19 protein-coding genes are annotated in these 23,015 nt (G+C 36.6%); 6 read left to right on the forward strand and 13 right to left on the reverse strand.

Annotated elements, in window-relative coordinates; translation table 11 throughout:
- The first annotated feature begins 101 nt into the window (after positions 1-101).
- Both F6K15_RS26740 and F6K15_RS26745 read left to right on the forward strand, forming a co-directional pair.
- Complete coding sequence (locus tag F6K15_RS26740) at positions 102-812, forward strand: transposase (protein ID WP_293066698.1); 711 nt, start codon at positions 102-104, stop codon at positions 810-812.
- A gap of 188 nt (positions 813-1,000) precedes the next feature.
- Positions 1,001-1,186, forward strand: coding sequence for a zinc ribbon domain-containing protein (locus F6K15_RS26745; protein WP_293066750.1), 186 nt, complete (start codon positions 1,001-1,003; stop codon positions 1,184-1,186).
- 435 nt (positions 1,187-1,621) lie between these two features.
- On the opposite strand, the gene F6K15_RS26750 is transcribed toward F6K15_RS26745, so the two are convergent.
- From F6K15_RS26750 to F6K15_RS26785, 8 genes are all read right to left on the reverse strand, one after another.
- Positions 1,622-1,855 carry a hypothetical protein gene (locus F6K15_RS26750; protein ID WP_293066701.1) on the reverse strand — a complete coding sequence of 78 codons (234 nt, stop codon included), beginning with the start codon at positions 1,853-1,855 and terminating at the stop codon, positions 1,622-1,624.
- A 154-nt stretch (positions 1,856-2,009) separates the two neighbouring features.
- On the reverse strand, positions 2,010-2,576 hold the full coding sequence (locus F6K15_RS26755; RefSeq protein ID WP_293066704.1) for a hypothetical protein: 567 nt from the start codon (positions 2,574-2,576) through the stop codon (positions 2,010-2,012).
- 79 nt (positions 2,577-2,655) lie between these two features.
- Positions 2,656-3,195, reverse strand: a complete 540-nt coding sequence (locus tag F6K15_RS26760) for a hypothetical protein (protein WP_293066707.1) — start codon at positions 3,193-3,195, stop codon at positions 2,656-2,658.
- Between the two features lie 55 nt (positions 3,196-3,250).
- The gene (locus F6K15_RS26765) at positions 3,251-3,664 is read right to left on the reverse strand and encodes a hypothetical protein (protein WP_293066710.1); all 414 of its coding nucleotides are present in this window, start codon (positions 3,662-3,664) and stop codon (positions 3,251-3,253) included.
- Between the two features lie 26 nt (positions 3,665-3,690).
- Complete coding sequence (locus F6K15_RS26770) at positions 3,691-5,094, reverse strand: Mov34/MPN/PAD-1 family protein (protein WP_293066713.1); 1,404 nt, start codon at positions 5,092-5,094, stop codon at positions 3,691-3,693.
- Positions 5,095-5,224: 130 nt separating this feature from the next.
- The gene (locus F6K15_RS26775; RefSeq protein WP_293066716.1) at positions 5,225-5,719 is read right to left on the reverse strand and encodes a ubiquitin-conjugating enzyme E2; all 495 of its coding nucleotides are present in this window, start codon (positions 5,717-5,719) and stop codon (positions 5,225-5,227) included.
- Between the two features lie 2 nt (positions 5,720-5,721).
- Positions 5,722-5,976, reverse strand: coding sequence for a hypothetical protein (locus tag F6K15_RS26780; RefSeq protein ID WP_293066719.1), 255 nt, complete (start codon positions 5,974-5,976; stop codon positions 5,722-5,724).
- 25 nt (positions 5,977-6,001) lie between these two features.
- Positions 6,002-7,162, reverse strand: coding sequence for a ThiF family adenylyltransferase (locus F6K15_RS26785; RefSeq protein WP_293066722.1), 1,161 nt, complete (start codon positions 7,160-7,162; stop codon positions 6,002-6,004).
- A 496-nt stretch (positions 7,163-7,658) separates the two neighbouring features.
- Here F6K15_RS26785 and F6K15_RS26790 point away from each other — a divergent pair, with 496 nt between their 5' ends.
- Entirely contained in the window at positions 7,659-9,086 is a 1,428-nt protein-coding gene (locus tag F6K15_RS26790) for an ATP-binding protein (protein WP_293066725.1), read from the forward strand.
- Positions 9,087-9,753: 667 nt separating this feature from the next.
- Here the strand turns inward: F6K15_RS26790 and F6K15_RS26800 are convergent.
- A complete protein-coding gene (locus F6K15_RS26800; RefSeq protein WP_293066728.1) occupies positions 9,754-12,747 on the reverse strand; it encodes a glycosyltransferase family 39 protein in 2,994 nt (997 codons plus the stop codon).
- Between the two features lie 22 nt (positions 12,748-12,769).
- Between F6K15_RS26800 and cofH the strand changes: the two genes are divergently transcribed.
- Together cofH and F6K15_RS26810 are read left to right on the forward strand one after the other, a co-directional pair.
- Entirely contained in the window at positions 12,770-13,945 is a 1,176-nt protein-coding gene (cofH, locus tag F6K15_RS26805) for a 7,8-didemethyl-8-hydroxy-5-deazariboflavin synthase subunit CofH (RefSeq protein WP_293066730.1), read from the forward strand.
- A gap of 641 nt (positions 13,946-14,586) precedes the next feature.
- The gene (locus F6K15_RS26810; RefSeq protein ID WP_293066732.1) at positions 14,587-14,724 is read left to right on the forward strand and encodes a hypothetical protein; all 138 of its coding nucleotides are present in this window, start codon (positions 14,587-14,589) and stop codon (positions 14,722-14,724) included.
- Between the two features lie 456 nt (positions 14,725-15,180).
- On the opposite strand, the gene groL is transcribed toward F6K15_RS26810, so the two are convergent.
- From groL to hisZ, 4 genes are all read right to left on the reverse strand, one after another.
- Positions 15,181-16,863 carry a chaperonin GroEL gene (gene groL, locus F6K15_RS26815; protein ID WP_293066735.1) on the reverse strand — a complete coding sequence of 561 codons (1,683 nt, stop codon included), beginning with the start codon at positions 16,861-16,863 and terminating at the stop codon, positions 15,181-15,183.
- A 704-nt stretch (positions 16,864-17,567) separates the two neighbouring features.
- Positions 17,568-17,792, reverse strand: coding sequence for a ferredoxin family protein (locus tag F6K15_RS26820; protein ID WP_293066738.1), 225 nt, complete (start codon positions 17,790-17,792; stop codon positions 17,568-17,570).
- A gap of 118 nt (positions 17,793-17,910) precedes the next feature.
- Entirely contained in the window at positions 17,911-18,927 is a 1,017-nt protein-coding gene (gene hisG / locus F6K15_RS26825; protein ID WP_293066741.1) for an ATP phosphoribosyltransferase, read from the reverse strand.
- A gap of 352 nt (positions 18,928-19,279) precedes the next feature.
- Positions 19,280-20,812, reverse strand: coding sequence for an ATP phosphoribosyltransferase regulatory subunit (gene hisZ / locus F6K15_RS26830; RefSeq protein ID WP_293066744.1), 1,533 nt, complete (start codon positions 20,810-20,812; stop codon positions 19,280-19,282).
- Positions 20,813-21,906: 1,094 nt separating this feature from the next.
- Between hisZ and F6K15_RS26835 the strand changes: the two genes are divergently transcribed.
- Positions 21,907-22,866, forward strand: a complete 960-nt coding sequence (locus F6K15_RS26835; RefSeq protein WP_293066747.1) for a Rieske 2Fe-2S domain-containing protein — start codon at positions 21,907-21,909, stop codon at positions 22,864-22,866.
- Positions 22,867-23,015 lie beyond the last annotated feature (149 nt).

The raw sequence follows: 23,015 nt of genomic DNA on the forward strand, positions 1-23,015 counted from the left end.
GGAGCATCTTGCTCCCAGGGGAATAGAGCATTGACTTAATCAAAGAATAACGATATAATAAGTTAAAAAGCATACTATTAGGCAGGCCATGCTCAATCTCTATGAAATCCATCAGAACCAAACTCAAATTAAATAATAAGCAAAAAACTTTAATGGCTCAACACGCTGGCTATTCGAGGTGGTGTTATAACTGGGGTTTAAGTTTATGGAATGTTGCTGCTCGAGATGGTTTAAGGCCAAACTCCCGTAAGCTAAGAGAGGTTTTTACTAATCATACCAAACCACTTTATCCTTGGATGAAAAAACTTTCATCTAGAGTTTACCAATATGCTTTTATTAACTTAGGTGAAGCATTTAAGAGGTTCTTCCAAGGATTGGGTAAACGCCCACGGTTTAAGAAGAAAGGTAAATCTGATTCGTTCACAATAGATAATTGTGGAAAACCCATAGAATTAAATGGATGGAATCATAAAATACCTTTTATTGGTTGGGTTAAGACTTATGAGCCAATTGAAGCAACTACTCAAAAAATAACCATTAGTAGACAAGCGGGGGATTGGTACTTAAGTTTGAGCTATGAATTTAGTACAACTCCCACACCAAAAACTATTGATGTTGTAGGTGTTGATTTAGGTGTGAAAACGCTAGCAACACTAAGTACTGGTCAAGTTTTCCCAAGCATTAAACCTTACCGTACAGCTCAAGATCAACTAGCAAAATTGCAACGGCAACTGAGCAGGAAAGTAAAACATTCAAATAATTGGCACAAAGCTGTAATCAAGCTAGCGATCGCAGCACAGACGAGTAGCTAACATCCGCAAAGATGCACTTGATAAATTGACAACATACGCAAGCCTTGAACCACGGCACTGTTGTCGTTGAAGATTTGAACGTTAGCGTATGGGTAGCCAACCACAAGCTAGCTAAATCAATTAGCAGATAGTGATTTTATGAGTTTCGTAGACAGCTAGAATATAAAACTCAGTGGTACGGTTGTGAGCTGGTAGTAGTTGACAGATTTTTCCCATCTTCTAAGACTTGCAGTAGGTGCGGTCATGTTCAAGATATGCCATTGCATCTGAGAACTTATGATTGCAAGAAGTGTGGGATATCTATAGACCGGGATCTGAATGCCAGTATAAATTTGAGAAATGCGGTCGGCTTGACCGTGAATGCCTGTGGATGAGTAGCCGCCGACGGTCTCACAAGAAGCAGGAAGTAAACATTAAAATGTCACGCTATGTGACGTTTTATATCAGTTTTATGAAGCAGTTGGTTTAGTTTTGCCTGGATACCGCATTTATACTATAGCCCTAGATCGACAAGATGGTATTCTTTAGCTTTATCTCGCCATTCTCAAAACTGCTGTATTATTGGTTTTGTCAACAAGAGAGTTTGCTGAAAAAGTATGAGTGGTTAGGGTAGGAGGTAGGAGGAATAATTGTCCCCTAATCTTTCTATGGTTGTCTGCCCAAAATCATAACTTTTTGGCCACTCAAAAAGAGAGAACAGGGAATAAGGGAGAGTATTAATAATTTAGGCGTTGCTGAATACTGGGATGATTGAGGCCGACACGGGGACAGGGGGACAAGACACGGCGATTATAGTTGATCCTCTGTGATCAAATCATCCCGTAATAACGAATGACTCTACCAAAATAGTCTTTGAGAATACCATCTCCAGAAATACCTATATCTGTTTTCACAGCTTTGATAACTCGGAAAGCTAATGTTAAATATCCCACTTTAGAGTTAATAATTCTCCGGTAGTATATAGTACCCTTGTCAGTTATTTTTTTAGTTCTTTCTTCTTCTGTTGCGTTAGCAAGTATGAGCGTATAATTCTCTTCGCACATAAAATCAGGAGCTACAACTACTAAATAGTCAATCTCTTGATTTCTAATGGCTCAAAAACACCAAACATCTTGATTTATAATAGAAATATCCAAAAGTCACAAAAACATTAATTTAAACCATTGTGGTAGGGCGATCGCTGTTGTTCTGATTAATTCACTCTACCCAATTAATGTTTCCTAGCTCTTCTACTGCTTGAACTTCTTCCCATTGAACTTGTGATAGTGGATCTAGTTTGGCCTCAATACCTACCAACATTTCTGGTTTTAACCAGGAAGTACCAGTAGTCATAAACTCTTCTGTATTTGTAACATCTATATTTAAAACACGACATTTATTAACTATTTCCGATTCCGAAGATAAGGGTAAGAATATTGTCGGACATTCTAGGATTTCGGCTATATTTATTAAACCAAGTACATAGCGGTCTATGGGATTTCTAACATCCAAGTCGCCAATTGGTTTAATGTTAATTTCTTCGTTATGGAAATATATGGTTCCTTCAGAAATTGTCTTAAATATTAGTAGATTTGGTATTTCTTGCCTTTCTAAAGAGTTGAGAATTTTTTCAGCAGCTTGTGTCGCCTGGGTAAAATCTCTTTCTGTTAGATAGATTAGCTGATTGTAAAAATACTTAGGTAAAATTACGTCTTTACTACTCCATACAAGGAGATCAGGGTTGCTAATACATAAATCTGGTTCTATGCCGTACAATGCTTTCATGTTTTCTACCTCTTTGTGCGCAATTTAGTAAATTTAACAGAGACTCTAATTTGTTAAAATATATTTCTCTTGTAGATTTTTATTGCTCTATCCGATTTCTGATAATGTTATTCCACTGAAGAGCGAACGGCAAAGTATGTTGTCTAGTATGGGCATCACTCCCACAATCTCTACATTTACAATCCATTTCTCTCCAGCTATCTTCATGGTACGCTAGTCGGCAGCGACGACAAAAATAAACGGTTTCTCCTGGACTGAAAACTTCCTGACTATAAGGATCATTAGATCCTATTACAGTTGTTAATATGTTATTTAGATCGTCAGGAACATTTTGATTGAAAAAGTTTTCATCTGTAACAGTTTCAGGTTCATTAACATTACTATTACTAGAAGTGTTAACATCAACTTCCACCCATCCAATTTGATTTGTTTGTTCAGGATGATTGACATCTGTCCATTGAATTCCGCTTGCCTCCCTTTGGTAAGAGTGCCTATTTGAATATGAAGTTGATGTTTGGGAGTTTCTGTTTGGTGGTGATGGAGGAAGTCTAGACCTACGGTAAAAAAATGCCCCGATAGAAGCAATTACTCCTAACCCTATTAAAATTAACCATTCCATATTAAGTCTTGCTTGATTTTCAGCTATCTACATACTTGTTATAATCTATATTTCATCATTTCAGGTCATCCCATTGAATTAAATCATTTGTCTTGTTTCTTGTTATTTGTATTGGAGTTGGCAATATGTAATCTCGAGTGTTTCTATTATGTCCGCACACCATACATCTACACCCCATTTCCTGCCAACTATCTTCGTGGTATGCGAGTCGGTGGGTGTGACAGAGATAGACTTTTTGTCCTGACCTAAATGTTTCTTGAGTTACAGGATCTTTAATTTCTCCTTGACTCAGAGATTGAAGGATGTTATCTAGATCGTCAGGTACTATCTCAGGGTTCTTGGAAACAGTCTGGGAGGAAGAGGAAGGTTTAGAAGCTCTACCAATAAACAGAAATAAAACAGCTAATACCCAAAACCCCCAATTTGCAAATCCGAGAAGAAAAAAAATAAAAGATAAAAAACATCCCATGATAGAAATTCAATCCTCTAATGTTTTTATTTAAGTATTTTCCTAACTTTTATTCTATTTTCATTACCTTCACTATCCTCGTAGATAAGACGACGTGGAATATTAACTACGTTGCGTACTACTCTTTGAGAAGAAGCATTTTTAGATGAATAACTAGAGGAAATACGAACTAATACTGCTTTGCCATTACTTAGATATCCCAAATTTTCTGTTATTGGTTCGAGTGTTTTAGAAATCATCCTATCTGGAATCTTGTCTGGAATTTTAACAGAATCAATTAGTTGAATTTCCTTATCCTTGAGAATGATTCTATCAATCTCTAAGGTAACATTTTTAGCTATAGAGTTACCCTCTTGCCCAATAACTAACAAAATTATTTCGTCCCCACCACCAATACCAGTTTGTGGCTCTATAATTGGAGAATGTAAAACATTCTGATTAGCTTCTAACGTTCTGTAGGCGACAATAGGTATTTTTATATACTTAGCATTAAACTCATAATTATCTTTAGTAAAAGTGTTAGAATTGCTCAAGTTTCCAACTGCTTCTGGTTGACTAACTGAGGAGTCAGAACCATTTTGATTAGATTGACTGATAGGATTATTCAATGGAATTTGTAACAATAATTTTAAAATAATTCCTACCATCAAAATTAGTAGAGTTACCAAGACTAAAGGTGTAAAATTATTGCGATTTCTTCCACTTCCGATCGTTTGATTTTTCGGCTCAATCTCCTGATTTGTTTCATCCTTACTGGTTTCCTCTTCTTGTGAATACTTAATCCTTGAATCTAGAGCTTTATCTGCTGGATCGGAGAGAATTTTGTGTGTATGTCCACCGCCAAATTCAACTACATTAACGTGTTCTGCTTTTGCACCCAGGAAGTAAGCAATTTCACGGCGTACAGGATCGCAAACAATTGAGACACACCAAGGGTGGTGAAAAAATGCTCTTTGTGTATTCATATCTGTACCTGACATGAAAACTCCAAGATTTGGATGAGAGTGATACCAACCTACGATGTTCTCTTGGGGGTGGGTAGTTTTAGCATAATCCATAATTCCTTGCCAAGAAGCAGATGTGAACTCTAGATGTGCCCCTGTTCCAATAGTTGATGGAGCTGCCACTGCCGATCTAATTTCTACATATATCCCATACTGGGGGTCTTCATAAGCATTACCAAAAAGAATGCCACCTTGTTCTACTGTTGTGTTTGAACCCAAATGCGCTTTGAGATGTTTGAGAGCAATTTTTGTGATATATACTTTTTCTTTTTTAGTATTGCTAATATCTCGTTCAGATTTAAAATCTTCGATTGATTTTGGTATGGGTTTGTAAACATCTTCACTCTCAACCCATACAATTTTGTTTTGTTCTGAATTTTGATTGAGTGATGAATTATCGCGATCAACAGGAGGTAAATCTGGCATGGCTATTTCCTCAATAGATTTGGTGTATAAACGAAATGCTGAGTTGATGGGAAATCCTTACTTTCCTATTAGTGATAGCTATCAAGTATAGGATTTCCTGAGTCAAATCAGCTATAGACGGAGTTAGTTATTACTTAATGTCACCCCAGATAATCTGAGACTTAAAGGTTTGAGAGTCAACAGGAAAGAGTGACATATTTTTTGCCGCCCAACTTTCTGCCTTAGAATTAGCTGGACTGTTTAAATTAAGTACATCTTTTGAATACTGAATGATCTTGCCAATTCTGATAACCAGTTGAGGTACTGTTTCTGCCATTGTCCAGTAACTACCCAAACAAACATCTTTGTTTGAGTAAACATTAGGGTGGAAAATAGGAGTCAAAAATTTAACACTAGGTTGTTCTCTTGGATATTGATTGCTAAGGGAAATTTCAACGCGATGGTTACTGCGGAACACAGGTTTTTTTTCCTTTAATTTTTCTATGCCTCGACAACGATAGTCAATCACATATTGATAGGGGGGATTTCCAGTAGCTGAAGTAATTATTATAGAACCGCCAGCATTACCAACAAGCTCTAATAATGCTTGATGCTCATTTCGCAATCGTTTTTCTCTTACACTCATTTTTAACCTGCCTCCAGAATAGGATAAACTTCTACTACATCATCTGGCTCTATTCCCACTGAGCTTAAAGTTGCAGAACTATCTAATTGTTCACCTGTACGTTCCAAGCGTGCTGCATAATCAGCATTTGAAGGTAAATTCCACCTTTGTTGTGCGCTTTGCAAAACCTGTCCCACTGTTAGAGTAGGGGGCAAGCTAATAGCTGCTTTTCGAGTACCGTCGGCCATACGGACAACGAGAGATACAGAATCACTCATATTATTTCCTCCTATGTTTAGTTGTTTAGCAAAATTGAATGGCTATTTTACCTTTGCTAGTATCACACTGTAGAATTTCGTTCTGTGTTAAACACAAATCTGCTAATAAAGTTTGGGCAGATTTGTCCTGAAGAGTAAAATTTCTAATCACTTCAAAATCCCTTTCCTCATTTTCACACTTGGGGCAAGGAAGTTTCGATTCTGGGTATTGTCGCAGAAGTTGATTCACCTGTTCCTCATATCCACAATCATTACATTTCATCTTGCCAATAATTTCATTGCGCAGCCACAAAACTGGTTCAGAAAACCCTGATTTTTCTAGATGTTTCAGAATTTCTACAACTGGTTTATTTGCCTCGTACTTAATACTAATAGTTGGTTCTATCGGCAAATCGTGAGCTGGACAATATTCCTGACGCTGAATTTGAACTTTAAAGGATGTCCAAGGATTTAAACTCAGAAAAATTTTTTCACCAGGATTAAGCATTCCTGCTTTGCCATGTAAATACAACAGTGCTTGGTGAACTTCCATCGCTGCTACAATAGAAGCAATAGGAGCTGTTGTCGGCATTGCCCTATCTGGAATATTGCGTTTCACACCCTGACAGGAATATCGCTGATTACGCCTTTCCCACATTTTGTCACTGATACTACAGTCATAGCAAGCTGCTTCGCTTTTCGGATCGAAAAAACTTACTTCTCCTTGAGCAACACCTATACCACCATTAACCCAGGGAATCCCTGCATAGTAAGCTGCTTGATTAATTGCCCACCGTGCATTAACACTATCAAGGCAACCAATAATAATGTCATGTTCTCTAACATTCCCAATCCCCAGGTCAAATTCTAGGTCTCCCTGAATTGCCTCAATAGAAATATCTGGATTAATTTCCAGCAGTTGCTGACGAGCTGCTTCTACTTTTGGTAAGTCTACATCTGACTCTCGAAATAAGACTGAGCGAGTTAGGTTAGTAATTGACACTGTGTCAAAATCAATGACAGTGATTTTACCAACCCCAACAAGTGCTAAATTTTTAAGAACTTCGTTACCTAAAGCACCACATCCTGCTACCAATACTCTGGCATCTCTGAGTTTTTCCTGATTCCACCAGTCAATTAAGTGGTGACGAGCGTAACGAGTTTCTGGCTCTTCGCTAATATCAAAAAAATCTATAGATTCAAGCATTTAGCATTTTCTCCCTACCCTATAATATGATTGCTACAACCTAGAGTTTTTCTTAAAATAAAAGGTACTGATTAAGCGAACAGGGTGACAGTTGTCTCTCCAATCAACTTTCTGCACTTTCAACTTTCACAAAAAAGCCGAGTTTCCCCTGTGTAGATAACTTTTTGTGCATAATTGCTAAAAACACAGTTTTCCCAGATCCACTTGGCCTAAGTATAATAACTGAGTAACTATTCATAAGTTCCGAATTAGTCTATTTGTTAACGTCCTAATGTAGCTTTTCTCATAAGTATGAGGTACATCTACTGATCCCCGACTATCCCTCTCAAAAAGCTATGCTTTTTGTTGGCTTCCTTTTTAAGGGGGCGGGGGGAATCTAAAACTCTACCTCGTAGATTAAAGAACTGCTATAATCCATCTTTCCTCATAAATTCTGGCTTTGTCAGTAGGAATTGTTGGAAATTTTTCCTTAATTTGTTTGTAGGATTTGTAGGAAATGTACGATTTGTTTGCTATAATTCCTCAAAACCCTAACATTTCCGAATATATGGATATTCAAGAAGTTTTGAGGTTAGCTGAAGAGCTAATTTATGACCATACTGGAGAAAATTTAGACTATCTGCAAAAAACTATATTGCAACGTACTTTAGAAAATCAGACTTACAAAAAAATTGCTGAGGAAACTTACGCTAGCGAAACTCATGTTAGGTATATCGGTGCTAAATTATGGAAAATTTTATCGGAAATACTGGGTGAAAATATTACTAAAGCAAATTTTAGAACAATATTAGAAAATGCAAATATTTACAATTTTGCACCTGTTTTTTGTAGAGATAACGTAACAAGTAATATTAATATCTGTCCGTCAAACCCTCGCGCTTCCCCAACAACAACCAACCCTCCACAAACACCAACTCAAAATATTATCGACCTAGACAAAGCACCAGAAATTATCAACTTTTATGGTCGGATAGACGAACTTTCTACCTTATCAAAATGGATAATGAGCGATCGCCTTCGTGTAATCTCACTTTTAGGAATAAGTGGTATTGGCAAAACGACTCTTTCTCTACAATTAATCAAGCAAATCAAAACTAATTTTAATTACATCATTTATCGCACCCTCCGCTTTTCTCCCACCCTCACCACAACTCTCACTAACCTCCTGGAAATTTTCGCACCAGAAACAGAAACTTCAGACAATATCGAAACTCTTATATCGCAACTACAAAAATACCTAGAAAAATATCGTTGCTGCATCATATTTGATGACGTACAAAAATTATTTGCTCCAGGAAAACTTGCAGGTCAATACAAATCTGGTTATGAAGATTATCGAGATTTTTTTCAACTACTTGTCACAGTCTCCCATCAGAGTTGTTTGCTATTAATAAGTAGAGAAAAAATTCCAGAAATTACCAAATTAGAAACAGAAAATTATCCAGTACGAACCTTAATTTTAGGAAGTTTAGGAGCTGCTGCAAATGAAATATGCCAAAAACGCCAATTAGTAGATCGAGAATCTTGGGAAAAATTGATCAATAATTATCAAGGAAATCCCCGATGGTTAGATATAGTAGCAACAACAATTCAAGAATTATTTGGCGGTCAAGTAGCAGAATTTCTGGAATATCAAACCCTAATTTTACCAGAAGCATTACAAGCAGAATTAGAACAACAATTGCAGCATTTATCTCCTGTGGAAATCAGAATTATGGAGCAAATTGCCAATCAAAGCCAACCTATTTCAATAGGAGAAATAATTAGAAAGTCAGAACTATCTATTCAGGAATCTGTAAACGTAATTCAATCCCTGAAAAAACGGTTATTATTAGATGGGCAGTCAGAGAATAATTTGACCGTATTTACTCTTAATCTTGTTTGGAAGCAATATTTAATCTCATCTCTGGTTGAACAGTTATAAATAAATTACAGAGGAGTCAGGAGTCAGGAGTCAGGAGTCAGGAGGGAAGAAAGAAGAATAAAGAGGAGGAAAAAGAGAAAGTTTTTTTATGACTAAATTATCCGGACATGATATAAAAAATAAATTTGAAAAATTTGAAAGTATCAAGGAATTGTAGGAGCGATTAGATAAAGCAGATGAAGAAGTTTCAACTTGAAATATCATGTTTTTTTCTTAACTCTGTTAATGCAACACGAGCAGGTTTTCCATGACGCGGTTTTATATTTGTTAAATTAGTTAATGGAGAACCACCACAATATGCTCTTTCAAAAATGTTTATTACTATTAATCCTGGTAATGAACTTTATGATGTGCTTAGAATTCTCAAACGCTTAACTCAAATTGCGTTAGAAGGAATTGATTGAAAAAGGCAGAAGGCAGAAGGCAAAAAGGAAAATTCCTTATGGATAAGTCTTCAACACGCCACAGGGTATTCAACCCGTAAAAGAAAAGATAAAGTAAATAAAGCAGGAGTTAGGAGACAAAATTAATTAGTGATGGATTGATAGATTAATAATCTAATCTATATTTATCAAAATAATTGGGTCGCGCCACTCCGCCTTTTAAGGGGAAATATTTTTGGAGAGTTGCTCACTCATCCCCGTTACAAAAATAACTTCTGACTTCGTTAACCACCTGAAAAATAGCAATGATAAAGCTGATATTTATACCCATCTATTAATGGAAATTCACCTTTGTCAACCAGGCATTTTTCTACTGCTATATTAAAATCACTCGCAAAATTTACTAACCATAAATCAAAAGGATATTCCAGTCTATTGATAATTTTGTGAAGTGAATTTACAGTATTTTCTCTATCGGTTTTTTGCTCTACTAAAATAAATTTGATAGGCTCTAAATGTTTTTCCTGACAAATACTCTCTTTTCTACATTTTTGCTGAAATTTTTTTCTCATATTCCAAGCTATTCCCATGAATTCTCCAGTTTCAACATGGGTATAATAAGTCGTAGCAATAACTATTGGTTTGTCAGATTTTTTTTCTATGAGAGAAACAAATAAATCTGGTCGATAATATTTTTGATAGCCTAAATTTGAAACAACAGTTAAGCCACTTAATAAAGCCATTAACCAAATTAAAATTACGGCTTTTTTGCCCGTAGTTGTGCAAATATAAACATTCAAAAATTTACTTTTAACAAACTGCTGATTAAAAATTTGTGCGAGTATTGCTGCTACTAAAATAATTACTGCTGGAAAATAAATAAAGCTGTAACGCGCACCTCTAGTTAGGTCAATACCGAAAATATAAGTAAAACTAAAAAATAATAATGTACTAGCTAATATGACTCCGGCAAAAGTAATGAAAGAAATACTAATATCGGAATTTTTTAAACAATTAATAGTGCCACTAATAAATAGAGGAAATAGCCAGATTAAAAATAAAATCATCACCACAACAGAAATAATTGCTATGGGAAAAATCGGAGATTCTATCGGCAATAAAAATAACATAGTAATCCCTGTAGCCAGGAATTGAAAAATCGGACTGAGCAAACTTTTTAAGTTATCATCGCTAATCGAAATCCATTTTGTTAATTCACTGCTATAACCATTTTTCCAAAAAGGCAGCCAAACTAAACCACCAGCTAAAGTTCCCAAAATTACTATGTAGAAATTAGCAAGTGATTTGATGAGAGTATGGAGAGAAAATTTACTTGATTTTTTTACTTTTAAGCTAGAAAAGTTATCTTTTTCTTTTGAGTTTAATACCCCACCGTATACAGGGTTTTGAAAATTGGTAGAAGTTTGAGTCCCCATCAACTTTTTCCTTCTTTCTTCTTCCTTTTTCTCTCTTCCTTCTTTGGTAAAAGTTTGAGTCTCCATTAATTTTTTTCTTCTTACTTCTCCCCTATTTTCTCTTTCTGATTCAACTTTTTCTTTTGAATTTAATACCCCGCCATCTATAGGGTATTTAAAATTGGTAGAAGTTTGAGTATCCATCAAATTTTTCCTTTTTTCTTCTTCCTGATTCCCTCTTCCTTCTTCTGAGTTTAATACCCCGCCGTCTACACTATTCCCTCTTCCTTCTTCTGGGTTTAATACCCCGCAGTTTACAGGGTTTTGAAAATTGCTAGAAGTTTGAGTATCCATTAAATTTTTCCTTATTCCTTCTTCCTTATTCCCTCTTCCTTCTTTGCTAGAATTTTGAGTATCCATCAAATTTTTCCTTCTTTCTTTTTCCTGACTCCCTCTTCCTTCTTTGCTAGAAGTTTGAGTATCCATCAAATTTTTCCTTCTTTCTTTTTCCTGACTCCCTCTTCCTTCTTTGGTAAAAGTTTGATTTCCCATCAATTTCTTCCTTTCTCCTTCTTCCTTATTCCCTCTTCCTTCTTTGCTAGAAGTTTGAGTATCCATTAAATTTTTCCTTCTTTCTTTTTCCTTATTCCCTTTTCCTTCTTTGGTAAAAGTTTGATTTCCCATCAATTTCTTCCTTTCTCCTTCTTCCTGATTCCCTCTTCCTTCTTTGCTAGAAGTTTGAGTATCCATTAAATTTTTCCTTCTTTCTTTTTCCTTATTCCCTCTTCCTTCTTTGGTAAAAGTTTGAGTATCCATCAAATTTTTCCTTCTTTCTTTTTCCTTATTCCCTCTTCCTTCTTTGGTAAAAGTTTGAGTATCCATCAAATTTTTCCTTCTTTCTTCTTCCTGATTCCCTCTTCCTTCTTTGGTAAAAGTTTGATTCCCCATCAATTTCTTCCTTTCTCCTTCTTCCTGATTCCTTCTTCCTTCTTTGGTAAAAGTTTGATTCCCCATCAATTTCTTCCTTTCTCCTTCTTCCTGATTCCCTCTTCCTTCTTTGCTAGAATTTTGAGTATCCATCAATTTCTTCCTTTTTCCTTCTTGCTTCTTGCTTCTTCCTTCTTCAAAAAAAAATAGAGAAATTAATACCATTGCTTCAGCGCAGAGAGTCAAAATAAAAAAATAGTGGGTGGCAATACCTAAACTATTAACTACAACCCAAATAAATGCTGTGAAAATTGGCAAAGATTGACCTTCCTGAAAATGGCGAATACTAATAATTAAACAACAAAAAGAAGCAATAACAAATAAAATAGCTAAAGTATAATGACGAGCCTCTTGAGCAAGATAAATACCATAAGGAGAAACAGCCATTATTGCAGCAGCAAATTGTCCTACTAACCGAGAATGAAAAGCCAACCTAGCCAAACCATAAATAGCAGGAATAGAAACAACACCAAAAATAACACTCAAAGACCGCGCACCCCATAGAGAAACGAACTCCCCTTCAGCAGAAAAAAACTGCATCCACCAATGAGTCAAGATAAAATAGACAGGTGGGTGGTTACTATAAGTTAATAAATTATCAACTACATTATTAATATCAGTATTGACATTAAACTGTAGGGGTTGGAGTAACATCTCCGGAGCGATCGCTCGATCTAGCGGTACATCCTGGAAACTATTACCCAAACTAAAAACCAAAGTAGAAAATTCATCCGTCCAAGGTGGTTTACCATCTAAATTAGTCAGACGTAAACAAGTAGCTATAGCTATCCAAACTAGCAAAAGTAACCATTGACTGTGTAAACTCCTGCGCCAAAAGTTGACTATTTTCTGAATATCTTGATTAAACTTTCTCACTCTTACTTTTAACCTAATAAATATGACCGCTTTCAACTTGACAAACCAAAACCTAGAGACAATTTTAAATCGCGCTTTAGAAGGTTATGACCTATCTACAGCAGAAACACTATTATTGTTATCCCCAACTTCTCAAGCAAATTTCGGAAAACTTCCCTTAACTCAACTTCCCACAGAAATAACCACTATCCAGAAAACGGCAGACAAACTCCGACAACAACAAGTAGGAGATACTGTTACTTACGTTATCAACCGGAATATAAATTTCACCAATATCTGCGAACAACATTGTAGTTTTTGTGCTTTTCGTCGAGATGAGGGAGACGCGGGTGCTTTTTGGTTAGATATTGGTCAAATTCTGGAAAAAGCTAATGATGCGGTGCAACGAGGAGCAACAGAAATTTGTATGCAGGGAGGATTAAATCTTCAAGCTAAAGTTGCAGGTAAATCTTTATCTTATTATTTGCAAATAGTAAAAGGTATTAAAGATGAGTTTCCTCAATTACATTTACACGCTTTTTCTCCCCAAGAAGTACAGTTTATTGCCAGAGAAGATGGCGTGAGTTATGAATATGTAATTGCTGCTTTGCGGGATGAGGGGGTCGGGTCGATGCCAGGTACTGCTGCGGAAGTTTTGGATGATGCAGTCAGAAGAGTTATTTGCCCAGAAAAAATTGATACAGCGACTTGGTTAGAAATAGTCAGCACAGCACATCGCTTGGGAATGCCAACCACAAGCACAATGTTGTGCGGTCATATTGAAACCCCTCAACAACAAATTTTACATTTGGAGAAATTACGATCGCTCCAACAAACTGCCATTGAAAAAAATTATCCGGCGAGAATAACAGAATTTATTTTATTACCCTTTGTCGGTCAAGAAGCACCTGCACCTTTGCGTCGGAGAGTGGGACGTGACCAACCTGTTTTGCTGAATGTTTTGTTATTAACAGCAGTATCGAGAATATTTTTAGGAAATTGGATTATTAATCATCAACCAAGTTGGGTAAAAATTGGTTTGGATGGAGCAAAAGAGGCGTTGAAGTGGGGGTGTAATGATATTGGCGGTACGTTAATGGAGGAACATATTACAACAATGGCAGGTGCTGTTGGGGGTACTTGTATGGAAGTCGAAAATTTGCAAGAAACTATTAGGAGTTTAGGAAGAAGCGATCGGCAAAGGGATACGGTTTATTGAAGTCATAAGTCAGAAGTTTGAAGTTTGAAGTATTTGTAGCTTGGGTTGAGGTGACGTTCGCTCCGCTTATCCGCAGGATAAACCCAACACATTTGTAAAAGCTATGTATAGGTTTTGTTGGGTTAAGCTATAGCGCAACCCAACCTACAACTCCGCGTTAAAATCCGCGAATTGTTATTTAATCTGCCTGTAAAACATTTAGGCGAAAAGTCATTACCTTTGCCGTACTACACTTCCTTGTGCGTCGGAAACGTAGGGAACTGAAGCTAGATAGTATGTGTTCTCTTGCTTTCCAATAATGTTACGCTCTTGAAGTGCCGAATGTGGGTTAAAAGCGTACCTCACTATCCTAAAAAGTGCTGTAATATACAAAGCCTTATCAGCACAGCAATATTTTATAAAAATGGAAAAATATTACAACTGGTTGGCTTTGTTGCATGAAAGTAGCGTTCTTAACATCCATTCCGCAGCTATATCGCTCTCTTTCTATAGATTGATGTTCTATTCATCTATTGGACAATAGTTATTGAACTACCTATAAAACCTCAAAGCCTTTACAGGTAAAAGTTTCAGCCTTTTTCTGTCAAAAATTGATGTTCTATTCATTTATTGTCCAATAGTTACAGCAGTTTCCACAGATTATGAAGTACATATGCGGAGCAAGTGCGGCAGCTATATACTTTCATGCAACAAAGCCTAACTGGTTTATTGCTGTTGACGCAGATAGTGAAGAGTATTCAATCGACTTATCCCTAGAAGGTTTAGTTCAGAAAATCTGATGTCGCTTTTATCTGAAAAAGACTTTTGCAAGAGGTATAAAATAAGGAAACGGGAAAGGTGAACATAATCTCAATTCATCGATCTCGTTTTAGGCAAAATTAATATAAAGCTTTAGTACAGTGTGGCGGAGCAGATACCATAAACCATACAGTCTTCTGCCTTCTAATACTAAATAGGGTTTGCTGATTAAATCTAAAAGCATTGACATATAAAGACAAGTGCCTTTTTGGGGCCTTTAAAAAGTGCGCCTGTTTCAGTCTAAAACGCTCAAAAAGGAGGATATTTTAGGCCCATAGTTGGGCAGAAAAATCATTCTTACAATTCTTACTCCTACCTCCTCGCTCATTCCCTTTTCTCCCCTCCTGGGAGGGGCCTGTGGGTGGGTTGTCTCCTGTCTCCTGTCTCCTGTCTCCTACCCCTACTAAAGAGCGCAAACCCTAAATAGACAGGCGAAATTACATCATACCCATACCAGGCATACCCATGCCGCCCATGCCACCCATGCCGCCCATGCCGCCCATGCCGCCCATGCCGCCATCCATATCTGGCATCGCAGCTTTCTTCTCAGGTTTCTCAACAACCACAGCTTCAGTAGTTAAGACCATACCAGCGATCGAACCCGCATTTTGCAACGCAGAACGTACTACCATTGCAGGGTCAAGAATACCAGCAGCAATCATATCTTCATATTCACCAGTTATGGCATTAAAACCAACACTGAAATCAGTAGAACGTACTTTCTCTACAACTACCGAACCTTCTTCACCAGAATTATCAGCAATCTGACGCAAAGGTCCTTCTAAAGCACGTTTAACAATATCAGCACCAATCTGCTCTTCCTCACTTAAACTACCTTTCAACTCATCAACCTTAGTCGCCAAATGAATTAAAGTAGTACCACCACCAGGCACAATACCTTCCTCTACAGCAGCTTTAGTAGCATTCAAAGCATCTTCTATTCTTAACTTGCGGTCCTTAAGTTCAGTTTCTGTTGCTGCACCAACTTTAATCACTGCTACCCCACCAGCTAACTTAGCGATGCGTTCCTGTAACTTCTCCTTGTCATAATCAGAATCACTCTCTTCAAGCTGTCCGCGAATTTGGGCAATGCGCTTTTTCACTTCCTCTGCTGTATCCCCACCAGCAACAATAGTAGTGTTGTCCTTGTTAATAGTGATTTTCCGACCAACTCCCATCATATCTAAATCTGCCATCTCCAGATTCAGACCTATTTCTTCAGAGATAAGTTGACCACCTGTAAGAATAGCAATATCTTGGAGCATAGCTTTACGGCGATCGCCAAAACCAGGAGCTTTCACAGCAGCAACATTCAATACACCCCGTGCTTTATTCACCACCAAAGTAGCTAAAGCTTCCCCTTCAATATCCTCAGCAATAATTAAAAGAGATTGACCAGCACGAGCAACTTTTTCTAGTACAGGTACTAAATCTTGAATAGAGGAAATTTTCTTATCAGTGATGAGAATGCGAGAGTTTTCAAATTCAACTACTAACCGCTCTTGGTCAGTAATAAAGTAGGGAGAAAGATAACCACGGTCAATTTGCATCCCTTCAACAACTTCTAAATCTGTAGAGAGAGACTTAGATTCTTCTACAGTAATCACCCCATCTTTAGTAACTTTATCCATTGCCTCAGCAATCATTCGTCCTACTTCTGCATCACCACCAGCAGAAACCGTAGCTACTTGAGCGATCGCTCCTCCTTCTACTGGTTTAGCAACTGCTTCTATTTCTTTAACTAGCTGATTAATGGTTTTTTCAATCCCTTTACGCACTGCTACTGGGTTTGCTCCAGCAGTTATGTTTTTGAGACCTTCTCTAATCATAGATTGAGCTAAAACTGTAGCGGTAGTTGTGCCGTCTCCAGCAATATCTTTTGTTTTGGATGCCACTTCCTGAATAAGTCTAGCACCTGTATTTTCGAGAGGGTCTTCTAATTCGATATCCTTAGCTACGGTTATTCCATCATTCACAATATGTGGTGCGCCAAATTTTTTCTCTAATAATACATTTCTACCCTTTGGACCCATAGTGATTCGGACTGCATCCGCTAGGGAATTTATTCCTCGCTCTAGAGCGCGTCTGGATTTATCATTAAATTCTACAATTTTGGCCATTAGTTTTTCTCATATTACTTCACTTCCAAATAAAAATTTAGCACTCGGCGAGGTAGAGTGCTAGTTCGTGGAAACCGTACATAGTTGAGAAAATTTAAGAATTATGGCCATGTAGGTGCTATGTGTTATACCATTTCTCAAAAACTTTTCTACATTTTCTTGAGCAGGGGAGTGGGAGTTTCGACTTAGTTAACAATTTGCGCAATTTATCGACATAATACGATAGTTCTCACAGGCAAGTAGTAACGAGGGTGAAATTTGTATCTTCTGCACTAATCCCTGCTATTCGCATTTCTGGCAGTCTATCTATATAGACGTAGACCTATCCTGAAATCCCGCTTCCTACGCTAAAACGGCGTAGTAAGGGTTTGAGGACTTTTTTAGTTATGTTAATTGACAAAGACTTAAATGTAAGTATACAGTGTAGAGATGCGGTTGGCTTGACCGTTAATGCCTGTGGATGAGTAACCGCCCCCCGGCCTCACAAGAAGCAGGAAGTAAACAGCCTCCTATCGGAGGAGCTACGCTATCAATTTGTCACGTTATGTGACGCTTTGTATCAGTTTTATGAAGCAGTGCGGACATGATATTAGTAATTATTTTTGTCACGGTACAGTCAGTGGGAGCAAAATGCTCCCGTACCAAGAATTTTTTTGTTCCTACCTGTCATTAAACGAGCAGTACCAAACCTTCTTCAAAAGTTACTAAGGTGTCTTCTGTAATTCTGGTCTTTCTTCGGCTACAATTGCTCCTTCTACAGGACAAACACTTAGGCAAATTCCGCAGTCAATACAGGTATCAAAATCTATCCAATACCAATCAGTTCCCTTAGTATTTTTACTTGGTCCTTCGTGAATACAAGCAACGGGACAAGCTCCAACACATTTAGCAACACCTTCGCAAATATCAGTAACAATTGTATGTGGCATTTTAATTATGTTATCAATTCAAAACTAAAAATTTGTAGGGGATATTTCCCTGTTGTCAGAGGAGAGTTAAGTCGATATTTTTTTCTAAAAAATATACACTTTCTCCACCAATAACAGGTTAATTTAACTTTTCCAAAAATGCTTCATAAGTTTGAGATTTGGAGCCAAAAATATAATTAGGAGAAGAAACTGTAATATCTGTACCACCTACTTTTCTGAGATGATTAATTGCTGATAATAACATTTCTTGTTTCACTACAATTGTCACGGCATACCAGTCATTTTTTCCCCCAGAATATACTTTAGCAATAGTCGGTCCTTGTAAACCGGTAATGCCACTTAATCCACTTTTATTCATTAACAAATCACCTATTTCATCGGCCGACTTTCCATGCACATTTGCAGTTATCGACACATATTTTTTTGACTCCATCTGAGCTTCAATTAACTCTAAAAAGACTTTAGTTGTTTCCAACTTAGCTTCACTTTCTTGTAACAAACGTTTATTACCAATTAAACAAGCTTGAGACTTAAGAAGTGTGCCTCCTTCAATTCGTTTTAAACGATTTTCTCTCAGAGTTGTGCCAGTGCTGGTTACATCAGCAATCATATCAGCATATCCCATACTTGGTGCTGCTTCCATTGCACCTTGTACTGCTACTAAGGAAAAATGTACAATTAACTTTTCATACAACCATTTTCGAGTCAGGTTATTATACTTTGTAGCAATTCTGAGATTTTTGCCTTTCTCTTTAAATAATAGAGTTAGTTCTGCTAAATCTTCTATGGAAGAAACATCTACCCAACTCTCAGGAACAGCTAAAACAACTTCACATTTACCATAACCTAATTTATCCCAAATAACTATTACATCATCATCGGATTGACTGTCTTCAGAAACTACGTCATAACCTGTAATTCCTAAGTCAACACTTCCTTCTTCTACTTTTGTAAAGATATCTGCTGCTCTTTGAAATAATACTTTTACTTGTGGCAAGGCAGGAATAGAGCCGAAATATTGTCTTTCACTAGGTCTAGATACAGTTAGACCACAAGCTGATAATAAGTTCATGGCTCCTTTTTCTAATGCACCTTTACTCGGTAAGGCTATTTTTAAAATTTGCTCAGTGGTCATTTGATTTAAGGGTATTAATTTTTCATTCAGCAATTAACAATTAATAATTAATAATTATCTCTTCCTTTTAGGGAGAGAATTGATGCTTAAGGAAAAAAATTTCTTTTTTTCCCTTGAAAGGAGAGGCTTTAAGAAAGTATCTGTCAAATAAATCTTATCTTAAGAGATGCTCAAAAGTATACGTTTTACTGGGTTACGATGAATCACAAAGCTAACTATTAACTTGAACCATGTAATCTGCGCAACCCACCCTACACGCTTGATTTAATATTTTATTTACAGATACCCTTTAAACCTAAATTATTTATTTAATTATTAATTATTAATTATTAATTATTAATTATTTGGTAATTCAACTATTTCTAACTTTTTTTACTACTTCATTTAATTCCAAATTTTGCTTTTCGCCAGATTCCAGGTTCTGCAAAAGCACTTTACTATCTTGTGGTTCTACAGAGTTTAAAATAATTAAAAATGGAATATTATGCTGAATTGCATACTCAATATTATTTTCAATATTTCTCCCAATAATATCAGTTTCTATTCGCAAACCTAGCTTTCTTAATTTTTCGGCAATTGTGACAGTATAAACATAATCATCTGAACTCATACCAACTACCAAAGCTTCGACAAATTGATAATTATTAATATTTAAATGAGATTTTTCAGCTAATACTTGTCTGAGTTCTTCCATTACATAAGAAAAACCAGTTGCAGGAGTTTCTTGTTGACCTCCTAAACTAACAATTAAATCATCATATCTACCACCACCACATAATTTTCTTTCTCCTAAGTTGCTGTCAGAAATTTCAAAGACCATACCTGTATAGTATTGAAGACCCCGACTAATTCCGAGGTCAATATTAATATGATTTTTGTCTACATTAAAAGCATCCAAACTTTTAAGAATATCTTGTAATTGTGTTAAGCCATAATCATCAATACTGTAAGCTGAAAGTAATTTTTCTGTTTCTTTTAAAATAGCATTCGGCTCTCCTTTTAGTTGACTCAATTCCGTCATAAAATCTAACGCTTGATTGAGCTGTTTAGTTTGGTTTTGATGTTTAATCTTCACTAACAAACGGTCAACTATTTCTTCAGGTTCGCGAGTACTTGAAAGTTCGATATTCATACTTTCGAGAAACTCAAAAATGGCTGCCCTAGCCTCCTCTTCTTCTAAATCTTGTAGGAGGTCTGTAATTTTTTTTGTCGTAATATTTTTACCTGGTTGTTGTTGAGCAGAAGTATTTTTTTGAAACGCTGGATAAATTTCAGAGAGTAAATTTTCTACTGTTTGTTTACCTTCTTTTCTCAGGGTTTCCATCTGAGTAAGTAGAAAACTACGAAGACGAGTATCTAACTCAAGATGGTCGAGGAATTTGTTGATAACTCCAACATGACCAATAAACATTTGATATTCAGTTAAACCTAAGCCGTCTAAACCTCGACAAGCCATAGAAATAATTTCCGCATCAGCGATCGCCCCTTTTGCCCCAATTAACTCTATTCCCATCTGGGTAAATTGACGATATCTCTCTTTCTGAGGCTTTTCATAGCGAAATACTGGCCCTGTATAATACAGTCTTACTGGCAGAGGTATTTCTTGGAAATTGTCCAGATAAGCGCGGACCACTGAAGCAGTAAATTCTGGTCTGAGACAAAGGCGACGGTTACGATAAATAAAATCGTAGAGGCGAGAAACTATCTCCTCACCAGATTTTTTCAGATAGAGTTCTGTGTATTCTATCAGTGGTACATCTATGGGTCGATAGCCATAAGATTCAAAACTATCACTTAGTGCATTTTTGATTTGTTTATCAATATGATAGGTGTTTGGCAGAATGTCCCTGACACCTCTGACTCGTTCTACTTTTGTGGTTTGCATAAAAGAACTTGAGAAGGTTATTCTGAGTTTTTATCCCTAATAGGAGTTTATACGCAGTCGTTCCTTGGGCATTGGTATTCTACTACATTTAACAAACCCTGGCAGAAACCTTAAAGTTATTATTAGTTCCTCTGTAAGTAGACTTGGGAGATAATTATTAGACATCTCTAGAAAAGGGGAAATAGGGAGTGGGGGGTAGAGGGAAAGAATTGATGAATAAGAGTACGATAATTGATTTTATTTTTGATTATTGGTGGCACTTAGGAGTTAGGAGCCAGAATTTTAAAGGTTTTCATTTCAAATTAACTATTATAAAAAATGTCACAACCAATGCGGGGATTGCTATATTTATAGGAAACATTTATCAGTTTGGTATAACTAAAATGTCTATAGGTTATTCAATCTTAAAAAATAGACTTCTCCGGAAAAGAGGGAGCAGGAACTAGGGAGTAGGCATTAGGGGTAAATAATTGATGATTTATGAACGATAATTAATTTTATTTTTGATTATCGAATATATCTAATAGACTTAAATATTCTGAAAATGATGGAAATATAACTTATCATTTTCACCTGATAATTCTTAATTACCAAATTTTTATTCAAGTGCTTAATAAATTTTGTTGAAGTCAGAATTGTTCTAATTCAGAATATTTAGAGCTTGCTGATTAACCCCAAAATATTGACAGATATAAAGCTAAAGCCTTTTTTCAAAGAAAAAATTGAGAGACCATTCTAACTCTCGACCCCTACTCTCACCAAAATATATTTTCAGTAATTAATGAATAATATCATCTCCGGATAAGAGCGCGATAGAACTCCCTTCCGCTTACGCGTTAACAAAGTTTTGCGCCAGCAATCAAAAAACTTTCTCCTTTTCCTCCTTTCTTCCCTCCTGACTTCCCCTCCCAGGAGGGGAGGGGTTAGGGGTGGGTTGAATCTTCCGTCGTTTATTTATAAGTATTCAACCAAACATGATATGATTCATATTTTGTCAATCAACTTTTATATTTTTTAATCTTTATCCTTGGCAAGCGATCGCTATCCTAATACACTAATAGCTGATTTTTGTCTACCTTTAACAACAAATAATTATGTATTCAAGCCTGCCCAATAGTTGGTTTCGCGTTGCTAGAAGTGAAGATTTATCTGCCAAAGGAGTCATGCCACTCCATTACTTCGGAAAAGACTTTGTACTATTTCGTACAGAAGATGGCAAACCTCATATTTTTGATGCTCACTGTCCTCACTTAGGCGCTCATCTTGCTCATGGAGGTAGAATACAAGGCCAAAGTCTGAGATGTCCTTACCACGGTTGGCTCTGGGATACAAATGGACAATGTGCTGCTATTCCTTATCCAGATAAACCCAAACCCAAAGCAAAAATACAGAGCTGGCCTGTACTTGAGCTTAATGGTCTCATAATGATGTACCATCACTATCAAGGAAAACTGCCAGACTGGGAAATACCTCAAATACCAGAACTAAATTCGGTCGAATGGACTCCCCTACGTTTAGTCCGTCAGTGGAAAGTACGTACTACCCTTCAAGATTATATGGATAACAGTGTAGATGTCTCTCACTTATATAATCTGCACAGCCGTACTTTTAAAAGCGCTCATAGTCATGGCGTAGAAATTGACGGACCAATTTTAACCCATAGAATGTCTCAGAAATATAATTTATCTTCTCTAGCAGCAGGAAAATTAGTATTAGAAGATGGCTCAGTTACTACTATTTATTACGGACCTGCTTATGATGTGAGTTTTTACTGGACAGAAGGAAAATTAAAGCTAGGTTTGTTGACTATTTTTACAGGAACACCAATAGATAATGAGCATCTTGATATTGCCATATTTTACAGTGTGAAAAAAGTTCTACCTTTTCCTTTAAGTTTGATTTTAAATAAGATGTTAAAACAGGATGTTTTAGAAACTTTTGAACAAGATGTGAGTATTTTAGAGAATAAAAAAGATATTCATAATCCACCTTTATATCAAGATGATGGTCCTGTGCGTCAGTCTCGAAGTTGGGCGAGTCAATTCTACTCTTGAAGAAGGAAGAAGGAAAAGGGAATTACCGAAAAATTGGGTTTAAAGCCTCGCCCTTGTAGGGCGACTTTTTATTTTTATGTTAAGTCAATTGAATATATGCTATAGTGTTATTAGTTGCCGGGGGGCACGCCTCCTCCGGAGGAGCTACG

The organism is Okeania sp. SIO2B3 (assembly GCF_010672525.1).
In the GTDB taxonomy this organism is placed as follows: domain Bacteria; phylum Cyanobacteriota; class Cyanobacteriia; order Cyanobacteriales; family Microcoleaceae; genus Okeania.